Source organism: Helicobacter aurati (assembly GCF_003364265.1).
Taxonomy (GTDB): Bacteria; Campylobacterota; Campylobacteria; order Campylobacterales; family Helicobacteraceae; genus Helicobacter_A; species Helicobacter_A aurati.
Genome location: NZ_NXLW01000015.1, coordinates 1 through 18,599, shown reverse-complemented (window position 1 = coordinate 18,599; position 18,599 = coordinate 1). Strand labels below are relative to the sequence as shown.

Sequence of the window (18,599 nt, the reverse complement as noted above, 5' to 3'; positions counted from 1 at the left end):
GAGTTGGATAAAGAATGTCACTAACTATTGCAAATAAAAGTTTCACTTCTCGTTTAATTGTCGGTAGTGGAAAATACAAAAATTTTCAAATAACAAAAGAAGCCACTTTGGCAAGTGGAGCAGAAATGATAACGGTGGCGGTTAGAAGAATTAATATTCTTAATAATAATACTGAAAATCTTTTAGATTACTTTAAAGGAACAAATATTTCATTTTTACCTAATTCAGCGGGCTGCACAACCGCTAGAGAGGCGGTAGCTCTTTTTTAATTAGTACGTGAAGGTACGGGTATTGATTTTGTCAAGCTTGAGATTATTGGCGATACACAAAAAACCCTATATCCTGACGTAATGGAGACGCTAGAAGCAACAAAAATTCTTGCAAAATCTGGATTCAAAGTCCTTGTTTATACTAATGATGATCCTATCATGGCAAAGAAGTTAGAAGATAACGGCGCAAGTGCTGTGATGCCTTTGGCTGCTCCTATTGGAAGTGGGCTCGGAATTCAGAATAAATACAATATCATATTTATTAAAGAGGCAGTTACGATCCCTGTTATTGTGGATGCTGGTGTAGGTTGCGCTAGTGATGCAAATATTGCCATGGAGTTAGGTGCTGATGGTGTATTGACCAATACGGCTATTGCACAAGCTAGCGACCCTGTTAAAATGGCACGAGCAATGAAACTTGCTGTGGAAGCAGGTAGATTAAGTTATGAGGCGGGACGTATTGCCAAAAAACCTTTCGCTACTGCTAGTTCGCCTTTAGATTATATGCCGGCACTTTAGATATTGCGAAGTTGACAGTTAAAGGATTGAGATATGGCATATCCATTAAATAGTGAAAATGGCTTTGATGTTTCTCTTAGATTTTGGCTAGAGCGGTTTTTTTATGCAAAGTTTATGAATCTTACTGCACATCGCGTGAAAGATAAGAGCAAATTTGCTGAAGTTGTACAAGATATTCAAAGTGGCGGACGTAATTCCATTGATGATATCCGTAAAATTTGTAAAAAAGCTAGACAAATTGGCTTATTGGGAATCAATACCTATGCTAATCCTTTATTAACGTTTTATGAATATTGTATTAAAGCTGGGTTTGCTGATATGCGAGAAATAGAAATTAACAACGTGCAGGAATTTTTGAGTATTTACACTGCCAACCTTAGCAATGCGACTATTCGCAACTATCAATTTACTTTAACGAATTTTTTTGAGTTCGTGCAAAAAAATAATGAGGTTGAAAATGGTGCCTCTCACATTTATTCTATGGAGCTTATCGGTTCTCATGCGCAAATTAAACAGGATTTACCAGAATTTTTAACTGCAGAAGAAATTGAAAGATTCTTAGAAGTTTTAAGACGTTATGATATTAAACAGAAACATGTTAACTCATTAGTAAGACTACGTAATCAACTCATTATTCTTATGATTATTTATAGTGGCGCAAGAGTAAGCGAAATTCTTGAGATTGGTTATAAAGATGTTTCTTTAGAAAGCGGCTATTATCGTTTGCGACTACGTGGCAAGGGCAATAAAATGAGAATAGTTTTTGTCCAAGCAAGTTTGATTTCCAAATATTACGATTCGTGGATTGAATTGCGTAAAAAGTTTCCTAATGTTACGGACGATATGCCTCTATTCGTTAATAGAAAGTCTAACGTTCCTGCGCAATCTTATATCTATGTAATTATTGAAAATCTTTTGTTAAGTGCAGGTATTCGTAAGGCAAAAAATGGTGCACATTTATTACGTCATAGTTTTGCTACTTTGCTTTATAGTCGGAGTAAAGATTTAGTATTAGTCCAAGAGAGTCTAGGGCATAGTAGTGTTGAAACAAGTCGCATATACACTCACTTTGATAATGAAAAGCTAAAGCATACCGCTAATATTATGGCGGATTTTAAGGGAAATAGTTAAGCCTCTATGGCAAAAAGTAAATTTTTGAGCTAGAAATTTATATGGGCATATTATTGGCAATAATATGAAGCAATATGAATGTAAAACGTTATTTAATTCAATAATTTATAGGCTTATAATATTAATATTGGAATCTCTTTGGGGTTATAACACACAATTTAGGATTGCTTGTTGGTCGGGTTGGCACGCAGAGTGCAAAATAATTCATAATACTAGCAATAATTATTATATGAAGTCCTTATTTTACAAATTGCTTGTATTCATTTAGAGGTTGATTTGGTAATTATATGAAAGATGTCAGGGAGTATGAATTTTAGATTATTTTTGCAATTTGCTAAAAATTTAACTTTGAATCAATAGATTTAAAGTTAAATTAAGGCTATTTTATGTAGAATACAGCTTTGTATTATTTAGCGGAAGTGGCGAAACTGGCAGACGCACTAGACTTAGGATCTAGCACCGCAAGGTATGGAGGTTCAAGTCCTCTCTTCCGCACCAGATTGTTTCTATGATGAATTGATTGGATATTTTTTGTAATGCGGGAATAGCTCAGTGGTAGAGCACAACCTTGCCAAGGTTGGGGCCGCGGGTTCGATCCCCGTTTCCCGCTCCATTTTAATAGTTTTTGTTGCCCAGGTGGTGGAAATGGTAGACACAAGGGACTTAAAATCCCTCGAACCTAGTTCGTACCGGTTCAAGTCCGGTCTTGGGCACCACCATTTCCTTAAGATTAAGGCGACATAGCCAAGCGGTAAGGCACGAGCCTGCAAAGCTCTGATTCCTCGGTTCGATTCCGAGTGTCGCCTCCATATTATAGTTTTGCGAGAGATGGCTGAGTGGTCGAAAGCGGCGGTCTTGAAAACCGTTGAGGCAAAACCTCCGGGGGTTCGAATCCCTCTCTCTCGGCCAGTTATGTTGAACTTCTTTATCTTCCTTATCTTTTCTTATCTGCTATTGATTGAATTTAGTTACATAATTGTAGGTTATAATTTACGCTATTCCTTTTTAATGAAATGAATCGCGTCAGTTAGAGGATATTGTTACTTTGACGTATTCACCAATAAAATAAGTTGATATATTTGAATATTTAAGGTACGTATAATGAAAAAAGTTGCATTGATTACCGGGGTAACGGGGCAAGATGGAGCCTATTTGACTGAATTCTTACTAAATATTGGTTACGAGGTGCATGGTATTAAACGTAGATCATCACTTTTTAATACGGATAGAATCGATCATTTATATCAAGATCCTCATATAAGTAACCGTAATTTCTTCTTACATTATGGTGATTTAACGGATTCTACAAATCTTATTCGAATCATACAGGAAACGCAACCACACGAGATATATAATCTTGCCGCCATGAGTCATGTAGCTGTCAGTTTTGAATCCCCAGAATATACAGCCAATGCAGATGGAATAGGCACTTTGCGTTTATTGGAAGCATTAAGAATCTTGGGCTTACAACAAACATGTAAAATTTATCAAGCTTCCACAAGCGAACTTTATGGTTTAGTGCAATCAATACCCCAAAATGAACAAACACCATTTTATCCACGTTCCCCTTATGCTTGTGCAAAGCTTTATGCTTATTGGATTACGGTAAATTACCGAGAAGCCTATAATATTTTTGCAAGTAACGGAATTCTTTTTAATCATGAAAGCCCTATTCGCGGTGAAACATTTGTAACACGTAAGATTACACGCGCTGTAAGTAGAATCGTATTGGGATTGCAAGATAAATTATATTTAGGGAATCTTTCTGCTAAAAGGGATTGGGGACATGCAAAAGATTATGTGGAAGCTATGTATCTTATTTTGCAACAGGATAAACCAGATGATTTTGTTATCGCGACAGGTGTTACTACAGAGGTACGTGAATTTGTCCGACTAAGTTTTGAAGAAGTAGGTATAGAGATTGAATTTAATGGTGAAGGTATTAATGAAAGAGCGATTGTTCGTAAATGTAAAGGTGATTTGAAATTACCTCTAGGCAAAGAGGTGGTAGCGGTGGATTCGCGATATTTTCGCCCTACAGAAGTTGAATTATTATTAGGTGATTCAAGTAAAGCGCAAAGAATCCTTGGTTGGAAGCCCAAACATGATTTGCAAGGTTTAATAAAAGATATGATGAAAAGCGATATGGAACTTATGAAAAAAGAAAAGTATATTCGAGATGGCGGGTTTCATATCATGAAGTATTTTGAATAATCAGAGAGCGAGAGGAGCGTTATTATCATTAGAAATAAAAATAGGGTTATTTCTAGTATTGCATGAATGGTTTACATTTCCTTAACATATCCTGAAAGTATTTAGAAGCTTTGGCAATAATTTCACTAGAATCTGTAAAATACAATGTTTCATAATTGTTTTCGAAAGCATTTTTGCTCCAATTCGCACTACCTAAACCAATCAATTCATTATCAATAATAATCATTTTTTGGTGCATAATTCCATTATATTTTCCATTTTTAGCAGTTTTCCCTTCTAATAAACATGTGTGAATATTTGCAAATTTTTCTAAATATCCAATAGTACTATTTTCTGTCTTTTTTTGTCCAAAGTCATAGATAATGTTGATTTTTACTCCTTTATTATTTGCCTCTCGTAGTGCTTTAGCAATTTCTCTATTAGTGAAACTATAAATCGCTATGTCAATATTTGTCTTGGCGCGCATAATAGAATGTACCAAGTCTTTAATTGCTTCTTGCTGCTCATAGGGCATAATATAAAGTTTCTCTGTGATTGAAGCAGCATTTGTAGAGCCAATGGTTAAAAATGCCGCGAATAACAAACAAAGGGTTGGTATTTTGCATGAACGCACTAAGGTTTTTATGTTTTTTTGCATTAAATTCCCTATTCCAATAGAAATTAATTTTTTTGTATTATAATATTATATGAATATTTTATCAAGATTCTTGGCTAAAAGCTAAGATTTTTCAACGAGAAGGCATAATGAAAGTACTACTTATTAATCAGAATCCTGTGATTAAAAAACTTGTAGATGTAGCAAGTAAAAAACTAAATTTAGAAGTCGAGAATCTTGCAATTATTCCTGCTGGTTTTAGTTTTAAGGATTTTATTTGTATCATTGTAGATGATGAAAATGTAAAAAAAAATCTTAATAACCTTATGTCTTTGCAAAACCATATCAAAGTTTGCCTGCTTTTTGGTCGAAAAAGCCAAGTTAATAAGAATGATTTTAACATTGCTATTCAAAAACCATTTCTTCCTACTGATATTTTAGAGATTCTTAACCAATGTTTGCCAAAAGAAGGCGAAACCAATGTATTTGATGTAGATTCTGCAATAGATTTAGATGTTAGCAGCATCGAACCGCCTCAAGCCGAAGATGTTTCTTCTTTACAATCGGTTGATGATGAAGCACAAGCGATTGTAGATAAAGAGTCCAAAGAGGGAGATGGGCTTGATGTGGATTTAGACAGTCTTGATTTTTCTGTATTAGAAGATGTAGATAGCGAATCTAATCCAGACACACAAACCGATGAGAACAATGCTAATGCCGTCGAAAACAATAGCAATGCACCACAAAGTGAAAATGATATCCAAAGTACTTCCGCCGATGATACAGTTGAATCTTCTACTGAAGATATTACTGTTGAAGACAGCAACACAAAAATAGATTTTAGTAGCGATTTGAGTGATTTGAAACCAAATACAGAAGATACTAGCCCCCTTGATTTAGCTAATTTTGATTTAGATGCTCTTGTTGATTCGTCGGCACTCAAAGCTGCAGGAATGGAAAAACCATTAGATTTACTTGAATCTGATTCTACTCTTGATGAAGAGGCATTGAAAAATGCAGAAGAAGTTTCTGATGATTTGATTTTGAGTGATGATGAGAGAGGTATGTTGCAGCCAAGTCCTAAACAATTTTTAGAATCACAAATGCAAGAAGAGTCCTCGATTCAAGAAGCTGAAGATTTGCAATCACAAGAACAATCTAAGCAAGATATACAAAACAATGATGGTGTAACATCCACTCCATTTGATGAGTTGAATGTAACAGAATCCATACAAGATTCTGATTTGCATTCTAACGAGTCGCAATCTTTGGAGAGTATTACTATACCTGCAAATGAAGCGGAAACATTAAATGATAAAAAAGAAGGCGATGAAATACAGGTAGCGGAAGATACCCACAAAATAGATACTGCTACAAATCATAATATGGATAATGTCGACGAAAAAACTAATGATGTAGATTCTACACAATCAAATTCTCTAGATACTGCTTTTGATGATCTAAGTGCGGCATTGAATGCGGCTTTTCATGATATTGACAATTTGGACACGCAACAAGCAGACAATAAGACGTCCGAAGATTCTCCTTTGGGAGAAGAACTTGCAATGAGTGCCCCCAATGAACAAGCACAATCCATTGAACCAAATGTTACTGAAGATATTAATACTGACTTAGAATCTTATGATAAAGATAATCAAGAAGAAACATTAAACGAATATTCAACTGCACAGCCAGAAGCCTTTGATGAGTTAGTGAGCGCAGATTCAAGTACGCAAGATAACGCGATAGAGGATGAGATGTCTATTTCTAACAGTAGCGATATTGCAATAGATGACATTTTGGAGGTAGATAATTTAGAAACCGAGGACACGATAGAAGCCACAGATTTGGAAAGCACAGATGACATATTCTCTGAAGAAAATAGTGTTGATGATGCTAGCAAATATGATGCAACAGATATTGAAGATTTGGCATTAGAAGACTTAGCAACAGAAAATTTAGAAACCCAGACAGAGACCAAGGATTCTCAAGAAGTCAATGAATTAATGGAAGATATTTCGACAGAAGATCTGCTTCAAGCAGAAGATGTTATGTTATCCGAAAATATTTTAAAGGAAGACACTAGCCCAACAAATAGCGATATAGATGCACAAGATATTGCATTTGCAGACAGTCAAAAATCTGAACCGCTTATAGAATCGGATATAGTAGATTTTGAAGATGATAATATTTCTATTGAGCACAATAAAGAAGACTCTATATTATTTGACGAAGAGGATATGTCCGTGCAGGAATCTCCCACACAACAAGATGAATTGCAGCTAGACAATGAATTGTTGTTACAATCAGATGAGGAGATTCAACAAGATAAAGAAATATCCAGTAACGAGTCTGATACTCATGAGATAGATTCATTAGAATTGCAAGATGTTTTGGAGGGTAACAACGAAGATGACAAACCAGCTGAAGATTCTATCAAGCAAGAATCTAGCCTATCGGATTCAGATAATTTGCAAATAAATGAAAGTGGCGCAAGTAAGATTTTTGATGAAGATACTTTAGACGAGGTTAATAACTTATTAAAAGATACCGGCGTATCCAAAGAACACATAGAAGATTCTGCGCAAGACAATGCACTTGAAGATTTAGCACTTCAACAAGATAAAGGCACTGACGACTATCAAACTATTTCAGATGTTTCTTCTAATCAGATTGATGTAACTACTCCTGTAACTCAAGATAACGCCTCTTTGGATGAAGAGAGCATTGAAAAGCTTAGCGAGTCTGCTGTCGCTAAGGCTTTGGGCGAGCAAGAATTGGTATTTGGTGATGATCCTATAAATAGTGAGCGGCAAGAAACACAGGATAACGAGCTAGCTGATTTACAATTCAGTGAAGACGAGGAATTGCTTGCTGACAAGGAAGAACACAATCAGGAGGTTTTAGAGCAATCCAATTCTGATGATTCTGTATCAAATGCTAGTTTTGTTGAGGATAAGATTGATGAGATAGATTCTATTGCGCAACAAGAGAGTGATGACAACCATAGTGAATCTAGTAATCAAGAATCAGATGTGCTAGATATAGAAGAGACAAACCTAGATACTAGAGAAGAAGAGCCTACTAATGCTCAGACGTTAAATAAAGAGGATTTATCCGTTGCCATTAATGAAATGAGTCCTCACTCTAAATACGCGACTACGGATATAGCTGATGTGAAGCAAATGGATGGTAATTCTTTTATAGATTTTCTACGTGAAGCTCCCAAAGAAAAGATTCAGGAAATACTTAAAGGAGCAAACATAAGCTTTACTGTGCATTTTGAGGATTCCCATAAATAATCTTATGGAGAAAAACTATGCCACAATCTTTTTCTGCTTTATCAAGACAAAAACCTCTTGATTCCGTTCAATTACCCTATACAATAATGATTATTTCTGGTCCATCAGGTGCCGGCAAAAGCACTTTAACTCAATTTTTACAGCAACATATTGATAATCTTTATTTTTCTATTTCTACGACAACAAGAAATATAAGACAAGGTGAGCAGCATGGTCGTGAATATTTTTTCATGTCTCAAGAAGAATTTAAGCTTAATATAGAGTTGGGCAACTTTCTTGAATATGAACAGGTTCATGGTAATTTGTATGGAACAGGCTTATCTCAATTTGAAGAAGCAATTCTTAATAATTGTTTTATTATCTGTGATGTTGATGTAAAAGGGCATAATAGTATTAAGAAATATTATCCCAAAGCGAAATCTGTCTTTATTGCAACGCAGGATTTAGAAACCTTACGGTTGAGATTATTACAAAGGCACACAGATTCTATGGAGTCGATACAAAAGCGATTGCAGAATGCAATGCAAGAGTTAAAAGAGGCTAGTACATTTGATTATTTGCTAATTAATGATAAGATAGAAGATTCAAAAGAAGCGATTTTGCATATCGCTAAAAGCATTGCTTTATTGAATCATACAGATAAGATACGGGAATTGTTAGCGAAATATTATTTATAAAGGAGTGCTGTATGGGTACTATGAGTATTTGGCATTGGTTAGTTGTATTATTGGTTATCGTTCTTTTGTTTGGTGCTAAAAAGATTCCAGAATTAGCTAAAGGATTGGGTAGTGGGATTCGTACGTTTAAAAAAGAGATCGAATCTGATGATGAGAAAAAACCACAACCAGAGGAAAATGTTACGCAAACACATGTAAAGAAAGAAGAGGGCAAACCAGAGATTATAGAGGCACAAGTAATAGAATCTAAAAGCAAGATTGCAGATACAAACTATACTCAAAAAAGTGAAAAAGTGTAATGTATTACAAAGTGAAAGCAATTCTTATTGAATGTATTAATCAATTTGTACAGACAAACGTTTCTACTTTATATAAGAACATAGGGCATATCCAAGATGTTCCATTGGGTTACCCAAAAGATAGACAACACGGACATTTTGCAACTACTATAAGTTTTGTTTTTGCAAAAAAGATACACAGAAACCCTCAAGATATTGCTAATGATATAGCTGTTTTTCTTAGAGAAAAAACACAAGAAGAGTATATTAGCCGTGTTGCAGATTCTAAAGAAACCTCTTTATTGGGTGGATATTTGCATGGGAATCCCATTCTTATTTTTGAAGAAGTTACCTCACTTGGTGGATATTTAAACTTTAAACTCTCTTTTGAGTTTTTTGAATACATGATTAATACGTCCCTTGCTTTACCACAAGACTTTGGTAGAGAAGCAAGTAAGAATCATAAGGCTTTGCTTGAGTATGTAAGTGCTAATCCTACGGGTCCATTGCATATTGGGCATGCTAGAGGTGCTATCTTTGGAAACGCCTTGCAACGAATAGGGCAGCATTTGGGATATGAAATCATAAGCGAATATTATGTAAATGATGCCGGAAGTCAAATAGATATGCTTGCTTTATCCGTGTTTAATGCTGCCGCAAATATTCTTAACCTTGCTGCACAAGAAGGTGAGGTATATAAGGGTGAGTATATAGATAGAGTTGCGCAGGAAGCTATTTCATATTTCGGGAAGCAATATTTTTGTAAAGATTTTCATTCTATTAGTCAGAATCTTGGTTTATTTGCAAAGGACATGATGCTCAAAGAGATACAATCCAATCTTAATAATGTAGGTATCTTTTTTCAAAATTTTGTCAGCGAGAAAAGCCTATACTCTAAATGGCAAGACACTCTTGCAATTCTAGAAAATAATTCTGCTTTATATAGAAAACAAGGTGCTATTTGGTTAAAATCAAGCCTCAAGGGAGATGCGAAAGACAGAGTATTGGTACGTGAAAATGGTGAACCAACTTATATGGCTGGGGATATTGTTTACCATAAAGATAAATTTGAACGTGGTTTTGATTCTTATATCAATATTTGGGGTGCCGATCATCATGGCTATATTGCAAGAATTAAAGCAAGTATTGAATTTATGAATTACGACTCTGGTAAGCTAGAAGTTTTGCTAGTGCAAATGGTTAGTTTGCTACAAGCTGGACTGCCTTATAAAATGAGCAAAAGAGCAGGAAATTTTATTCTGATGGAGGATATTGTTAATGAGATAGGGGCAGACAGTTTAAAGTTTATTTTTTTGAGTAAAAGTTTGGACACTCATTTGGAATTTGATGTTGATATTTTAAATAAACAAGATTCTTCAAACCCTGTTTTTTATATTAATTATGCAAATGCAAGAATCCATACCTTACTAGAGAAATCCACTTTTAGCAAAAGGCAGATTCTCTCCGCATCTTTGCATAATGTAGCCACGACTTTGGATTCTCAAGGGCAGTCTTCACTTAAAGAGGAGCTAGCAAATCTTATAGTTAGTGCTTTAAGTTTTTCGTATGTTGTACGTCAAAGTTATGAAGAACACGCATTGCATAAGATTTGTGAATATCTTAAGAATCTTGCTAAGCAATTACATGCTTTTTATAATGCATATAGAATCTTGCAAACGCCTTTTGAAGCGCAAATTTTAAAAGTTTTTATGCTTGTGTCATTGAGTTTTAGCACGGGATTTTCTTTATTGGGTATAACTATTAAAACAAAGATGTAATTATCATAGATATTTGAGTGTGACTCATTGTAAATGTCGCCTATGTGCGAATATAAAAGGGGTATGCAAATGAGTAATATTACAAATGGCATTGTATTTATGGTTACTTCATCATTTGGATTTGCCCTTATGATGGCTTTTGCTAAAATGCTTTCGAATCACCTACCTTCTATGGAAATTGTTTTTTTCCGTTCGTTTGTTATGGTTCTTATCGTTCTTGTTTTTTACGGTTATAACTATTCTCAACATAAATTTCCTAAGAAAAAAAAGAAAGGGGGCTGGGGTAAGTTAACTATACGTGTGTTTATGGGTGGTTTGGCGATGATGTCTATTTTTTACAATATTGCTACCATTCCTCTTGGCACGGCTACTGCTTTTGCACAGAGTGTGCCTATTTATGCTGTAATTATGGGGGTATTATTTCTTAAAGAAAGGGTAAGCATTGCTACTGTTCTAGCAACTCTTCTTGGATTTGTAGGGATATTGTTGATTAGTAATCCTGATTTTAATGGCATCAGTTGGATTAATGTGCTTGTAGGAATTTTTAGCGGCGTAAGTATGGCGGTGGCTTTTGTAACGTTGCGAACTTTGAAACCATATTTTGACAATGTTTTTTTGATATTAGCTTTTGGTGTAGGAAATGCTTTTTTAGGAATTTGCGGGATGTTTTTACCATTTGATGGAATAGGTGGATTTACTGTGCCAAATCTTTGGGAATGGTTTCTTATTGTCTGTATGGGGGCTAGCGGTACGTTGGGACAACATTTTTTGAATAAAGCATATATTAATGCGCCTGTCGGAATTGTAGCACCTATTGATTATTCTCGTATTGTTTTTAGTATTTTTCTAGGTTTCATGTTGGGAGATACACTGCCCAATCTTCTTACATCAGTTGGTATCACACTTATTATTCTCTCTGGTTTGCTTATCGCCATGCCCGCACTTCTTAGTGATTTACGTAAAATTCGTCAATCATCAATACAGAAAAAATATCCATAATGTTACGATTATTGGCGATAGTAAGGCAGTTTTTTAATGGTTTTTGTGTAGTTTATCGCAGGTTATTGCAAGTAAATACGAAGAGACTATATTTATGTATTTTAAGCAGCGTGTCCTTTGTACTAATGTTGGCAACGTTATATGAGTACTTCAGCTTTGACCCTTTTTTGTATAGCGTCAAACTATCAGGCTATACTCGAGAATTTGAAAAAAATTCCAATATAGATCCTTTTTTCCCTTTTTATAGTAAAACCGTATTAGATAGAAATAAAGAAATACTAAGTATCTTTCTAAACAATCAACAGCAATGGCATCTCAATAGTGAGGACACAATTCCTAGCAAGCTTAAAGAATCGGTATTACTTTATGAAGATAAGCGATTCTATAATCATCATGGTATAGATATACTTGCTGTATTAAGGACTATAAAAAACAATATGACACGTAGTAAAATGGCTGGAGCTAGCACAATCACTATGCAAGTCATTAAGATTCTAGAATCTAATCCGCGAACTTTTCGCAATAAACTTCGAGAAAGTATCCATGCCTTACGTTTAGAGTCGCTCTATTCAAAGGATACTATTCTCGCAATGTATCTTAATAACGTACCTTATGGCGGCAATATTGTAGGTTTTAAAACGGCTTCACTTTTATACTTCGGCAGATTGCCAAATGATATGACTTGGGCACAATCTGCACTCCTAGCAGTTCTTCCAAATCAACCTGGTGTAATAAATATTTCAAGAAATCGTTCACTTTTACAAGCTAGACGGGATGCTCTTTTGAAAAGACTTCATGAAAAAGGATTAATAGATTCCGATTTACTTCGTTTGGCATTGAGAGAGCCTTTGCCAAAAGCTGCAAAATTCCATAAAAATGTCGCACAACATCTTGCTTTACGTGTCATTAAAGAGAATAATGGACAACAAGCTATCTTGCAAACCACGATAGACAAAAAGATTCAAACACGTTTTGAAGAAAAAGCTAAACAATATCAAGTAAAGCTTGCACGTAAGGGGATTACGAATCTTTGCGCGTTATTGCTTGATACAAAGAGCAGAGAAGTTTTAGCGTATGTTGGTTCACAAGATTTTCTTGATATTGATAATTATGGACAAATTGATGGGATTCGAGCTAAACGTAGCCCGGGTTCATTATTAAAGCCTCTACTTTATGGATTAAGTATAGATTCTGGACTTATTGCACCAGAATCTTTATTGATTGATGTGCCTTTATTTTTTTCGAATTTCAATCCTAGGAATGCCTCAAATAAGCATTACGGAGTAATTAGTGCTAGAAATGCTTTAATACTTTCCCTTAATGTTCCTTTTGTGCGACTTTTGCAGGAATATGGCATGGATAATTTCTTTTATACATTGAAAGATATATTGCATTTTAGTGATGGGAATCCCGCACATTATGGTTTATCATTGATATTAGGGACAAAGGAGTTGAGTGTAGAAGATATTGCGAAGATTTATCTGGGCATCGCTAATGGTGGGGAATTTGGACGTTTTTATTATAGTTTGCCCATAGAGAGAGAAGCTACAAAGAGATTTTTAAGTAGGGGGGCTAGCTATCTTACCCTTGATGCGATAAAGAATCTCTCGCGAAGTGGTATTGAAAATTTTCATAAAGAACAAAAGATATTTTCATGGAAAAGTGGAACGAGCTATGGTAAAAAAGACGCCTGGGCTGCGGGCAGTTCACCGAAATATACACTTGTTGTGTGGGTAGGCAATTTTACAGGAGAGGGGAATGCGAATCTTTCTGGGGTAGAAAGTGCTGGAAGTTTGCTTTTTGAATTATTGGGTGAATTAAATGATACGCAACAAGAATTTAGTATCCCGCAAGATTCTATGCAAAGTGTTTTGCTTGATAAAATGACTGGATACCGATATAATCCTGAATTTTATGATTTTCATATAGAATCTTTAAAGGCTTTATTGCCCAGAGATTCTAAGCCTCTGCGAGTTTCGCCTTTCTTAAGAAAAGTGTATTTAGATAAAGGTTTGCAAAGAGAGATAGATTCTATAGACAACGATTTTGTCCGTGCAATTCCAGCCATTAGACTTTTTTTGCCAACTAATGTCCTTGATTATTATAGTGCACAAAATGTTGATATTTCCACGTTTATCACAACAAAGCAAAAAGAGAACGCGTGGCTAAAATTTATCTATCCCACTAATCATTTAAAGATTATTCAGCCAAAAGATATTGATTCAACAAAAGAAATGATTGTGCGCATCGCCAATCTCAAGAATCAGCAAGTACATTGGTATCACAACAAACAATATTTAGGGATTTTGCAAGGCAATACACAGAATCTACATTTATCTTTAGGTGTTCATGAGCTTTCTATTATTGGTGCTGATGGTAGTACGGCAAATGTGCGATTCAGTATTGAAAAGTAGTTTGATTGCCTAGCTGTTAATTTTTATATCGGAATTCATGTAGGGCTGCATATCAAAGAGGTAGGATCCAATATCTAAATGTGCGAGATTTTTAGAGAGTTTTTCTCGTATGATAAACTCTTTAAATTCTTGCAAGGCTACTTTATTCGGCAAGAGATTCTGATATGAAACAAGATTATTTTGGATAACTTTTTGAATAGCTAAGGGGTTTTGCCCCATAATAGAGGATTGTAACTTGATTGCGTGCTGTATATTTTGCTCCAATACCTCTTTTGCTTGCTGCATGGATTGCGCTATTGCTGCAACAATGGAATCTTCCAATAAATTATCACGTACCACAATATTGCAACAGGTGTGGTTTGGATAAACATCCTTGCTATAAAGGAGAGTTTTTGCGATATTACGTTGGTTTGCAATAACGCCAAAAGGTTCAGCAACTATAAAGGCATCAATCACACGATTATAGAGCGCAGCCTGCATTTCTGGAGGAGACATATCAATTGTTTGAATCTGGTGTAAATCTAATCCATGTTTATGCAAGATTCTATCAAGTAAAAAATATTGTGAAGAAAAACGTGAGGGAACAGCAATTTTTTTATTATGTAATTCCGCAGGATTTCTTACATCAGAATCAATACGTACATTTAACGATGAACCATTTGTATGGGAGTTTAATAAGAGTTTGATGGGGACATTTTGCGCTCGCAATTCCATTCCAATAGGGGCAAGCACGAATGCCATGTCAATTGCACCCGCACGTAGTGCCTCCGCTAAGTCTGCCCATTGTGAAAATTTAATTGGCACGAAGTAATATTTTGGATGGGAGAAAAATGTGCTAGCAATAATTAGCAGATGGTCAGTAATAGGGAGAAAACCGCATTTTATACCTTGTTTGAATGGCAGATTTGCAGAGGATTCAGAGATGTGTTGTGATTTTTGATGTGTATTTTTGTCATTTGCATAGAGATAATTATGTGTTCCATATAGCAACGTCAATGTAAGGCTTAAGAAATTTCTACGCGATAGAATGTTAATTGTATTTGGGGAATCTGTATTGTCCATTGAAGAGTCCATATAAAAATTTGCTAATACTTGATATTATAAATGAATAAAATAAATGTTTTGCTAATATATTAAAAAATATAATTATCTAATTTATTATTATTTGATATGTTAGTTGTAAATTACAGAATCTATATTATCTTGAAATAGCAAATGTTTATTGCAAGAATGAAAGAACAATAAACAAAGGCAGAGTTGGCTAGTGATTATGAAGTTGATTAAAAATCTTGTAAATAGAATCCCCTTACTTTTCTTGGTTTTGGCATTTGGATTCCTTGTTTGTCAAGAGTGTTGAAATGTTTGCATGATTCTTGTAATCCCATATCGCACGCTTTATCAAAATATAATTTTGCATAGCTTAAATCTTTTTTTACACCATTGCCATTACTATAGAGGACAGCTCTGTTAAAGCATGCTTTCGCATACATTCGTGAGCATGCCTTTTGAAAAAGAGTATTTGCAACAATGTAGTCTTGTTTTCCTAAATCATCACGTAGATAAAGCATTGCTAGGTTATAACAGCTTATTATGTGATTTCTTTCACAGGCTAATTGATAAATGAGTTTTGCATTATGATAATCCTTTAACGACTCATAGCTTAGGGCTAATCCAAAGCAGCTTTCCATATAGCGAGCATTACATGCTGTTTTAAAATAGCCTAATGCTTGCGATTCTTTATTCGCGAAGCTTAATGTAATGCCAATGATGTTGCATGTGAATGAATCGCAATTTTCCGGATTAGGAATCCCTAGATTCAGTAAATCTTCACACGCTTTGTTATTTTGTTGTGTACATTCTTGTAGCATGGAAATCAGTGAATCATAGGAATACTCCAATTGAGATTGGCTAGTCTTAGAATATATGCCATTGCAGAGTAGATATAAGAGTAAGCCGATGTATGAACATCGCTTAAGGAATCTCGTGCATTTAAGTAAGGAAGTTACTATTGAATAGACAATGAGCAATATTTTCATCGTTATTCCTAGTGGTATTTAGGATAAGTCTTTGCATTGTTGGCAGTAGTATTTACCTTTTTTTTGAAAGCAGCTTTCAGTCGCGCTATATATTCCACACTTTTCACAAGGAGTCAAAGGGATTTCGTTTTGTTTGTTGTTGGAACGGGAATTGTGAAATAGAGGAAATTTATATTGTGGATTTTTTAATAGTAGCAGATACGCAATAGCCACCAATACAATGATAAATAGATAAACCATCATAAACTCTTTTTACTGCAATTGGTATTTTTGAAGGATTCTGTTATATTCGTCTTCTTGTTTGAGTTCCTCAATTGCAATATTGATTTTTTCTAATAGTTCAGAATATTTTCCTTTATCAAAGGCAATGGATAATCCAGCACTACCATCTGCTTCTTGATAGAATCCTTCCAATTCCTTGTTTTCTCGAATATAACCCTTTGCTGTTGCATGGTCTGCCGCAACAACATCAACTTTATTGTTTTTAAGATTCATAATTGCACCGAAAATACTATCACTAGGCACTACTGTGAGATGATATTCTTCTTTTATTTTATTAATGGCTTGCTCTTGTACTGTGCCTATAAAGACGCCAACACGTTTACCCTTAATACTCTCTTTGTCTGTCAAGCCTGCGTTATCTTTATGTTTAAGGTAGAGCGTCTGCCCTTCATAATAGGGGATCGTGAAATCTATTTGCTTGGCACGTTCTGGCGTGGCACTCATACCAGACATAATCATATCGATTTTCCCCGCCTTGAGAGCTGGAATAAGTCCATCAAAGCTCATGTGATGCAATGTATATTGGAATCCAACTTTTTTACTAATAGATTCTAGTAAATCAATATCGAAGCCTACGATTGTATCATCTTGCTTAAATTCAAAGGGTGGATATTCAGCATTCAATCCTATGCGTAGGACGGTAGTAGATTGTTTTTGCGATTGAGAATCACAAGATATGAATAAAAAAATAAGCATATAACAAAAAAATTGTAATATTTTAGCCATAAATGTTCCTCTTCTGATGTGAAGTCAAGTAATTTATTTAATTATAATATAAAAATTTTTATAATCTACTAGCATTAAATTACGATTAAACATTTTGCATTTTTTCTTGGTGTAGACGTTTTTTTTTTTTTGTTACAATCAGTGAGTTTTCATAATGCGTGGGATACTTGTCGCAATTTGAATCTTTGGAACTCACAATAAAGGAGTAAGTTAATGAAAAAGTTTTCTCTTGCTAGTAAATTAATCATCGGAATATTAATTGTATTTATTATAACTGTTTGTGCCATTAATAGTTATAGCTTTAAAAAGATTTCTAGTAATGTATACAGTCTTTATGCAAGTATTCAAAAAGGTGTTTTGGATGCATCTTTTACTACGATAAATATTACTATGAATATCGAAGCGAAGTTATACTTGGCAAATATTGCCAAAAAGCTTGAGGAGATTGGCAGAAGCGATGTTGTTGCTCAACGTAGGGTTCTTTTTGATCTTGCCAATCTTATTTCTTATCCTGCCGTTTATGTAATTTATGAATCCGATGGAAGCACGTTAACAGAATATTTGACTAATGACAGCAATTATAAGTTTAGTAACAGTTATGATGTATTGCAGAAAGATTTGAGGCATTCGGATTATTATGTACAGACAAAAAATAACTTCTTGAACAATAATAGCAATGACGGTATTGTTACTCCTACTTATGTTAGTGAATCTGGTTTATATAAAGGACGAATGCTTTCTACCATAACCGCTCCACTTGTTTCTCAAAGCGGGCAATTTATGGGTATAGTTGCTATTGATGTGTTTGTAGGTGGTTTTCAAGAAAGATTTGAACATTTTATGCGTAAAGAGTTGCCTAGTCTTGATGTTTATATTGCAGACAGTAAGGGTAAAATATTTTCGCATAAAGACAAAAGCCTAGTAAATAGCGCAACAGAACTTCCGCAAGAAAGTGCTTTGAGAGAAGGCTTGCAAAAATCTCCAGAGGGTACAATCAATTATTTTGATACAAGTCATAACGAGAGGGTAGGGTTTTATAGACAATTTCCTTTTGGTTGGACAATTGTTGTTGCAGCTAAAAAGTCTGACTATACGGATATTATACATGAAGATTTTTTGGGCACTCTTGCCCTTTCTGTTATTGTTATTGCAATAGGTTCGAGCATTCTTTTCTTTATGATTAGATTTTTTATACCCCCCATTAAAACTATTCAGAATCTTCTCTTTAGTTTCTTCAAATACCTCAATCATGAAACCAAACAACCGCCTGTCCTAGTTCCAGTCAACTCCCATGACGAACTAGGCAATATGGCAGAAGCCATTAATGCCAACATAGAAAAAACACAAAAGAGCCTAGAACAAGATTCTCATGCAGTTTC

General features: G+C 34.8%; 14 protein-coding genes, 5 tRNA genes and 1 pseudogene. 15 read left to right on the top strand and 5 right to left on the bottom strand.

Annotated features, from left to right (window positions below; genetic code table 11):
- The first annotated feature begins 14 nt into the window (after nt 1-14).
- The 8 genes and pseudogenes from CQA66_RS07285 (at nt 15) to gmd (ending at nt 4,133) form a co-directional block, all read left to right on the top strand.
- A pseudogene (locus CQA66_RS07285) lies at nt 15-788 on the top strand (thiazole synthase).
- A gap of 33 nt (nt 789-821) precedes the next feature.
- A complete protein-coding gene (locus CQA66_RS07280) occupies nt 822-1,919 on the top strand; it encodes a tyrosine-type recombinase/integrase (RefSeq protein ID WP_104762198.1) in 1,098 nt (365 codons plus the stop codon).
- A gap of 413 nt (nt 1,920-2,332) precedes the next feature.
- Nucleotides 2,333-2,417 (top strand) — tRNA-Leu (locus tag CQA66_RS07275).
- A gap of 40 nt (nt 2,418-2,457) precedes the next feature.
- Nucleotides 2,458-2,532 (top strand) — tRNA-Gly (locus CQA66_RS07270).
- A 17-nt stretch (nt 2,533-2,549) separates the two neighbouring features.
- Nucleotides 2,550-2,635: transfer RNA gene (locus tag CQA66_RS07265), tRNA-Leu, on the top strand.
- Nucleotides 2,636-2,653: 18 nt separating this feature from the next.
- Nucleotides 2,654-2,728: transfer RNA gene (locus CQA66_RS07260), tRNA-Cys, on the top strand.
- Nucleotides 2,729-2,741: 13 nt separating this feature from the next.
- A tRNA-Ser gene (locus CQA66_RS07255) sits at nt 2,742-2,828 on the top strand.
- A 192-nt stretch (nt 2,829-3,020) separates the two neighbouring features.
- Nucleotides 3,021-4,133: a GDP-mannose 4,6-dehydratase gene (gmd, locus tag CQA66_RS07250; protein ID WP_104762197.1), complete on the top strand. Its 1,113-nt coding sequence runs from the start codon at nt 3,021-3,023 to the stop codon at nt 4,131-4,133.
- A gap of 52 nt (nt 4,134-4,185) precedes the next feature.
- Here the strand turns inward: gmd and CQA66_RS07245 are convergent, their stop codons facing one another.
- The gene (locus tag CQA66_RS07245) at nt 4,186-4,770 is read right to left on the bottom strand and encodes a phospholipase D-like domain-containing protein (protein WP_104762196.1); all 585 of its coding nucleotides are present in this window, start codon (nt 4,768-4,770) and stop codon (nt 4,186-4,188) included.
- A gap of 107 nt (nt 4,771-4,877) precedes the next feature.
- Between CQA66_RS07245 and CQA66_RS07240 the strand changes: the two genes are divergently transcribed.
- The 6 genes from CQA66_RS07240 (at nt 4,878) to pbpC (ending at nt 14,176) form a co-directional block, all read left to right on the top strand.
- Nucleotides 4,878-8,030, top strand: a complete 3,153-nt coding sequence (locus tag CQA66_RS07240) for a midas domain-containing protein (protein WP_104762195.1) — start codon at nt 4,878-4,880, stop codon at nt 8,028-8,030.
- A 17-nt stretch (nt 8,031-8,047) separates the two neighbouring features.
- On the top strand, nt 8,048-8,707 hold the full coding sequence (gmk, locus tag CQA66_RS07235) for a guanylate kinase (RefSeq protein ID WP_104762194.1): 660 nt from the start codon (nt 8,048-8,050) through the stop codon (nt 8,705-8,707).
- Between the two features lie 11 nt (nt 8,708-8,718).
- Entirely contained in the window at nt 8,719-9,006 is a 288-nt protein-coding gene (gene tatA / locus CQA66_RS07230) for a twin-arginine translocase TatA/TatE family subunit (RefSeq protein WP_104762193.1), read from the top strand.
- Nucleotides 9,006-10,763, top strand: a complete 1,758-nt coding sequence (argS, locus tag CQA66_RS07225; RefSeq protein ID WP_104762192.1) for an arginine--tRNA ligase — start codon at nt 9,006-9,008, stop codon at nt 10,761-10,763. Before tatA ends, argS begins: the two co-directional genes overlap by 1 nt.
- A 69-nt stretch (nt 10,764-10,832) precedes the next feature.
- The gene (locus CQA66_RS07220; RefSeq protein ID WP_158656983.1) at nt 10,833-11,762 is read left to right on the top strand and encodes a DMT family transporter; all 930 of its coding nucleotides are present in this window, start codon (nt 10,833-10,835) and stop codon (nt 11,760-11,762) included.
- Complete coding sequence (gene pbpC, locus CQA66_RS07215) at nt 11,762-14,176, top strand: penicillin-binding protein 1C (protein WP_104762190.1); 2,415 nt, start codon at nt 11,762-11,764, stop codon at nt 14,174-14,176. Before CQA66_RS07220 ends, pbpC begins: the two co-directional genes overlap by 1 nt.
- Before the next feature lie 9 nt (nt 14,177-14,185).
- Here pbpC and CQA66_RS07210 read toward each other — a convergent pair whose 3' ends face one another.
- The 4 genes from CQA66_RS07210 to CQA66_RS07200 form a co-directional block, all read right to left on the bottom strand.
- The gene (locus CQA66_RS07210) at nt 14,186-15,238 is read right to left on the bottom strand and encodes an ABC transporter substrate-binding protein (RefSeq protein WP_158656982.1); all 1,053 of its coding nucleotides are present in this window, start codon (nt 15,236-15,238) and stop codon (nt 14,186-14,188) included.
- A gap of 218 nt (nt 15,239-15,456) precedes the next feature.
- On the bottom strand, nt 15,457-16,212 hold the full coding sequence (locus tag CQA66_RS07205; protein ID WP_104762188.1) for a tetratricopeptide repeat protein: 756 nt from the start codon (nt 16,210-16,212) through the stop codon (nt 15,457-15,459).
- Between the two features lie 18 nt (nt 16,213-16,230).
- A complete protein-coding gene (locus CQA66_RS09180) occupies nt 16,231-16,452 on the bottom strand; it encodes a hypothetical protein (protein ID WP_147289218.1) in 222 nt (73 codons plus the stop codon).
- A 12-nt stretch (nt 16,453-16,464) separates the two neighbouring features.
- On the bottom strand, nt 16,465-17,220 hold the full coding sequence (locus tag CQA66_RS07200) for a transporter substrate-binding domain-containing protein (protein ID WP_104762187.1): 756 nt from the start codon (nt 17,218-17,220) through the stop codon (nt 16,465-16,467).
- Nucleotides 17,221-17,433: 213 nt separating this feature from the next.
- On the opposite strand from CQA66_RS07200, the gene CQA66_RS07195 reads away from it, so the two are divergent.
- The coding region (locus CQA66_RS07195) for a cache domain-containing protein (RefSeq protein WP_342352829.1) at nt 17,434-18,599 on the top strand (1,166 nt) is incomplete at its 3' end.

Bases quoted from the DNA above. Each gene is read 5' to 3' on its own strand.
- CQA66_RS07200 (WP_104762187.1), bottom strand. From the start codon at position 17,220: ATGGCTAAAATATTACAATTTTTTTGTTATATGCTTATTTTTTTATTC.
- CQA66_RS07280 (WP_104762198.1), top strand. From the start codon at position 822: ATGGCATATCCATTAAATAGTGAAAATGGCTTTGATGTTTCTCTTAGA.
- CQA66_RS07210 (WP_158656982.1), bottom strand. From the start codon at position 15,238: ATGGACAATACAGATTCCCCAAATACAATTAACATTCTATCGCGTAGA.
- gmd (WP_104762197.1), top strand. From the start codon at position 3,021: ATGAAAAAAGTTGCATTGATTACCGGGGTAACGGGGCAAGATGGAGCC.
- CQA66_RS07205 (WP_104762188.1), bottom strand. From the start codon at position 16,212: ATGAAAATATTGCTCATTGTCTATTCAATAGTAACTTCCTTACTTAAA.
- CQA66_RS07240 (WP_104762195.1), top strand. From the start codon at position 4,878: ATGAAAGTACTACTTATTAATCAGAATCCTGTGATTAAAAAACTTGTA.
- CQA66_RS09180 (WP_147289218.1), bottom strand. From the start codon at position 16,452: ATGGTTTATCTATTTATCATTGTATTGGTGGCTATTGCGTATCTGCTA.
- CQA66_RS07245 (WP_104762196.1), bottom strand. From the start codon at position 4,770: ATGCAAAAAAACATAAAAACCTTAGTGCGTTCATGCAAAATACCAACC.
- argS (WP_104762192.1), top strand. From the start codon at position 9,006: ATGTATTACAAAGTGAAAGCAATTCTTATTGAATGTATTAATCAATTT.
- gmk (WP_104762194.1), top strand. From the start codon at position 8,048: ATGCCACAATCTTTTTCTGCTTTATCAAGACAAAAACCTCTTGATTCC.
- CQA66_RS07220 (WP_158656983.1), top strand. From the start codon at position 10,833: ATGAGTAATATTACAAATGGCATTGTATTTATGGTTACTTCATCATTT.
- pbpC (WP_104762190.1), top strand. From the start codon at position 11,762: ATGTTACGATTATTGGCGATAGTAAGGCAGTTTTTTAATGGTTTTTGT.
- tatA (WP_104762193.1), top strand. From the start codon at position 8,719: ATGGGTACTATGAGTATTTGGCATTGGTTAGTTGTATTATTGGTTATC.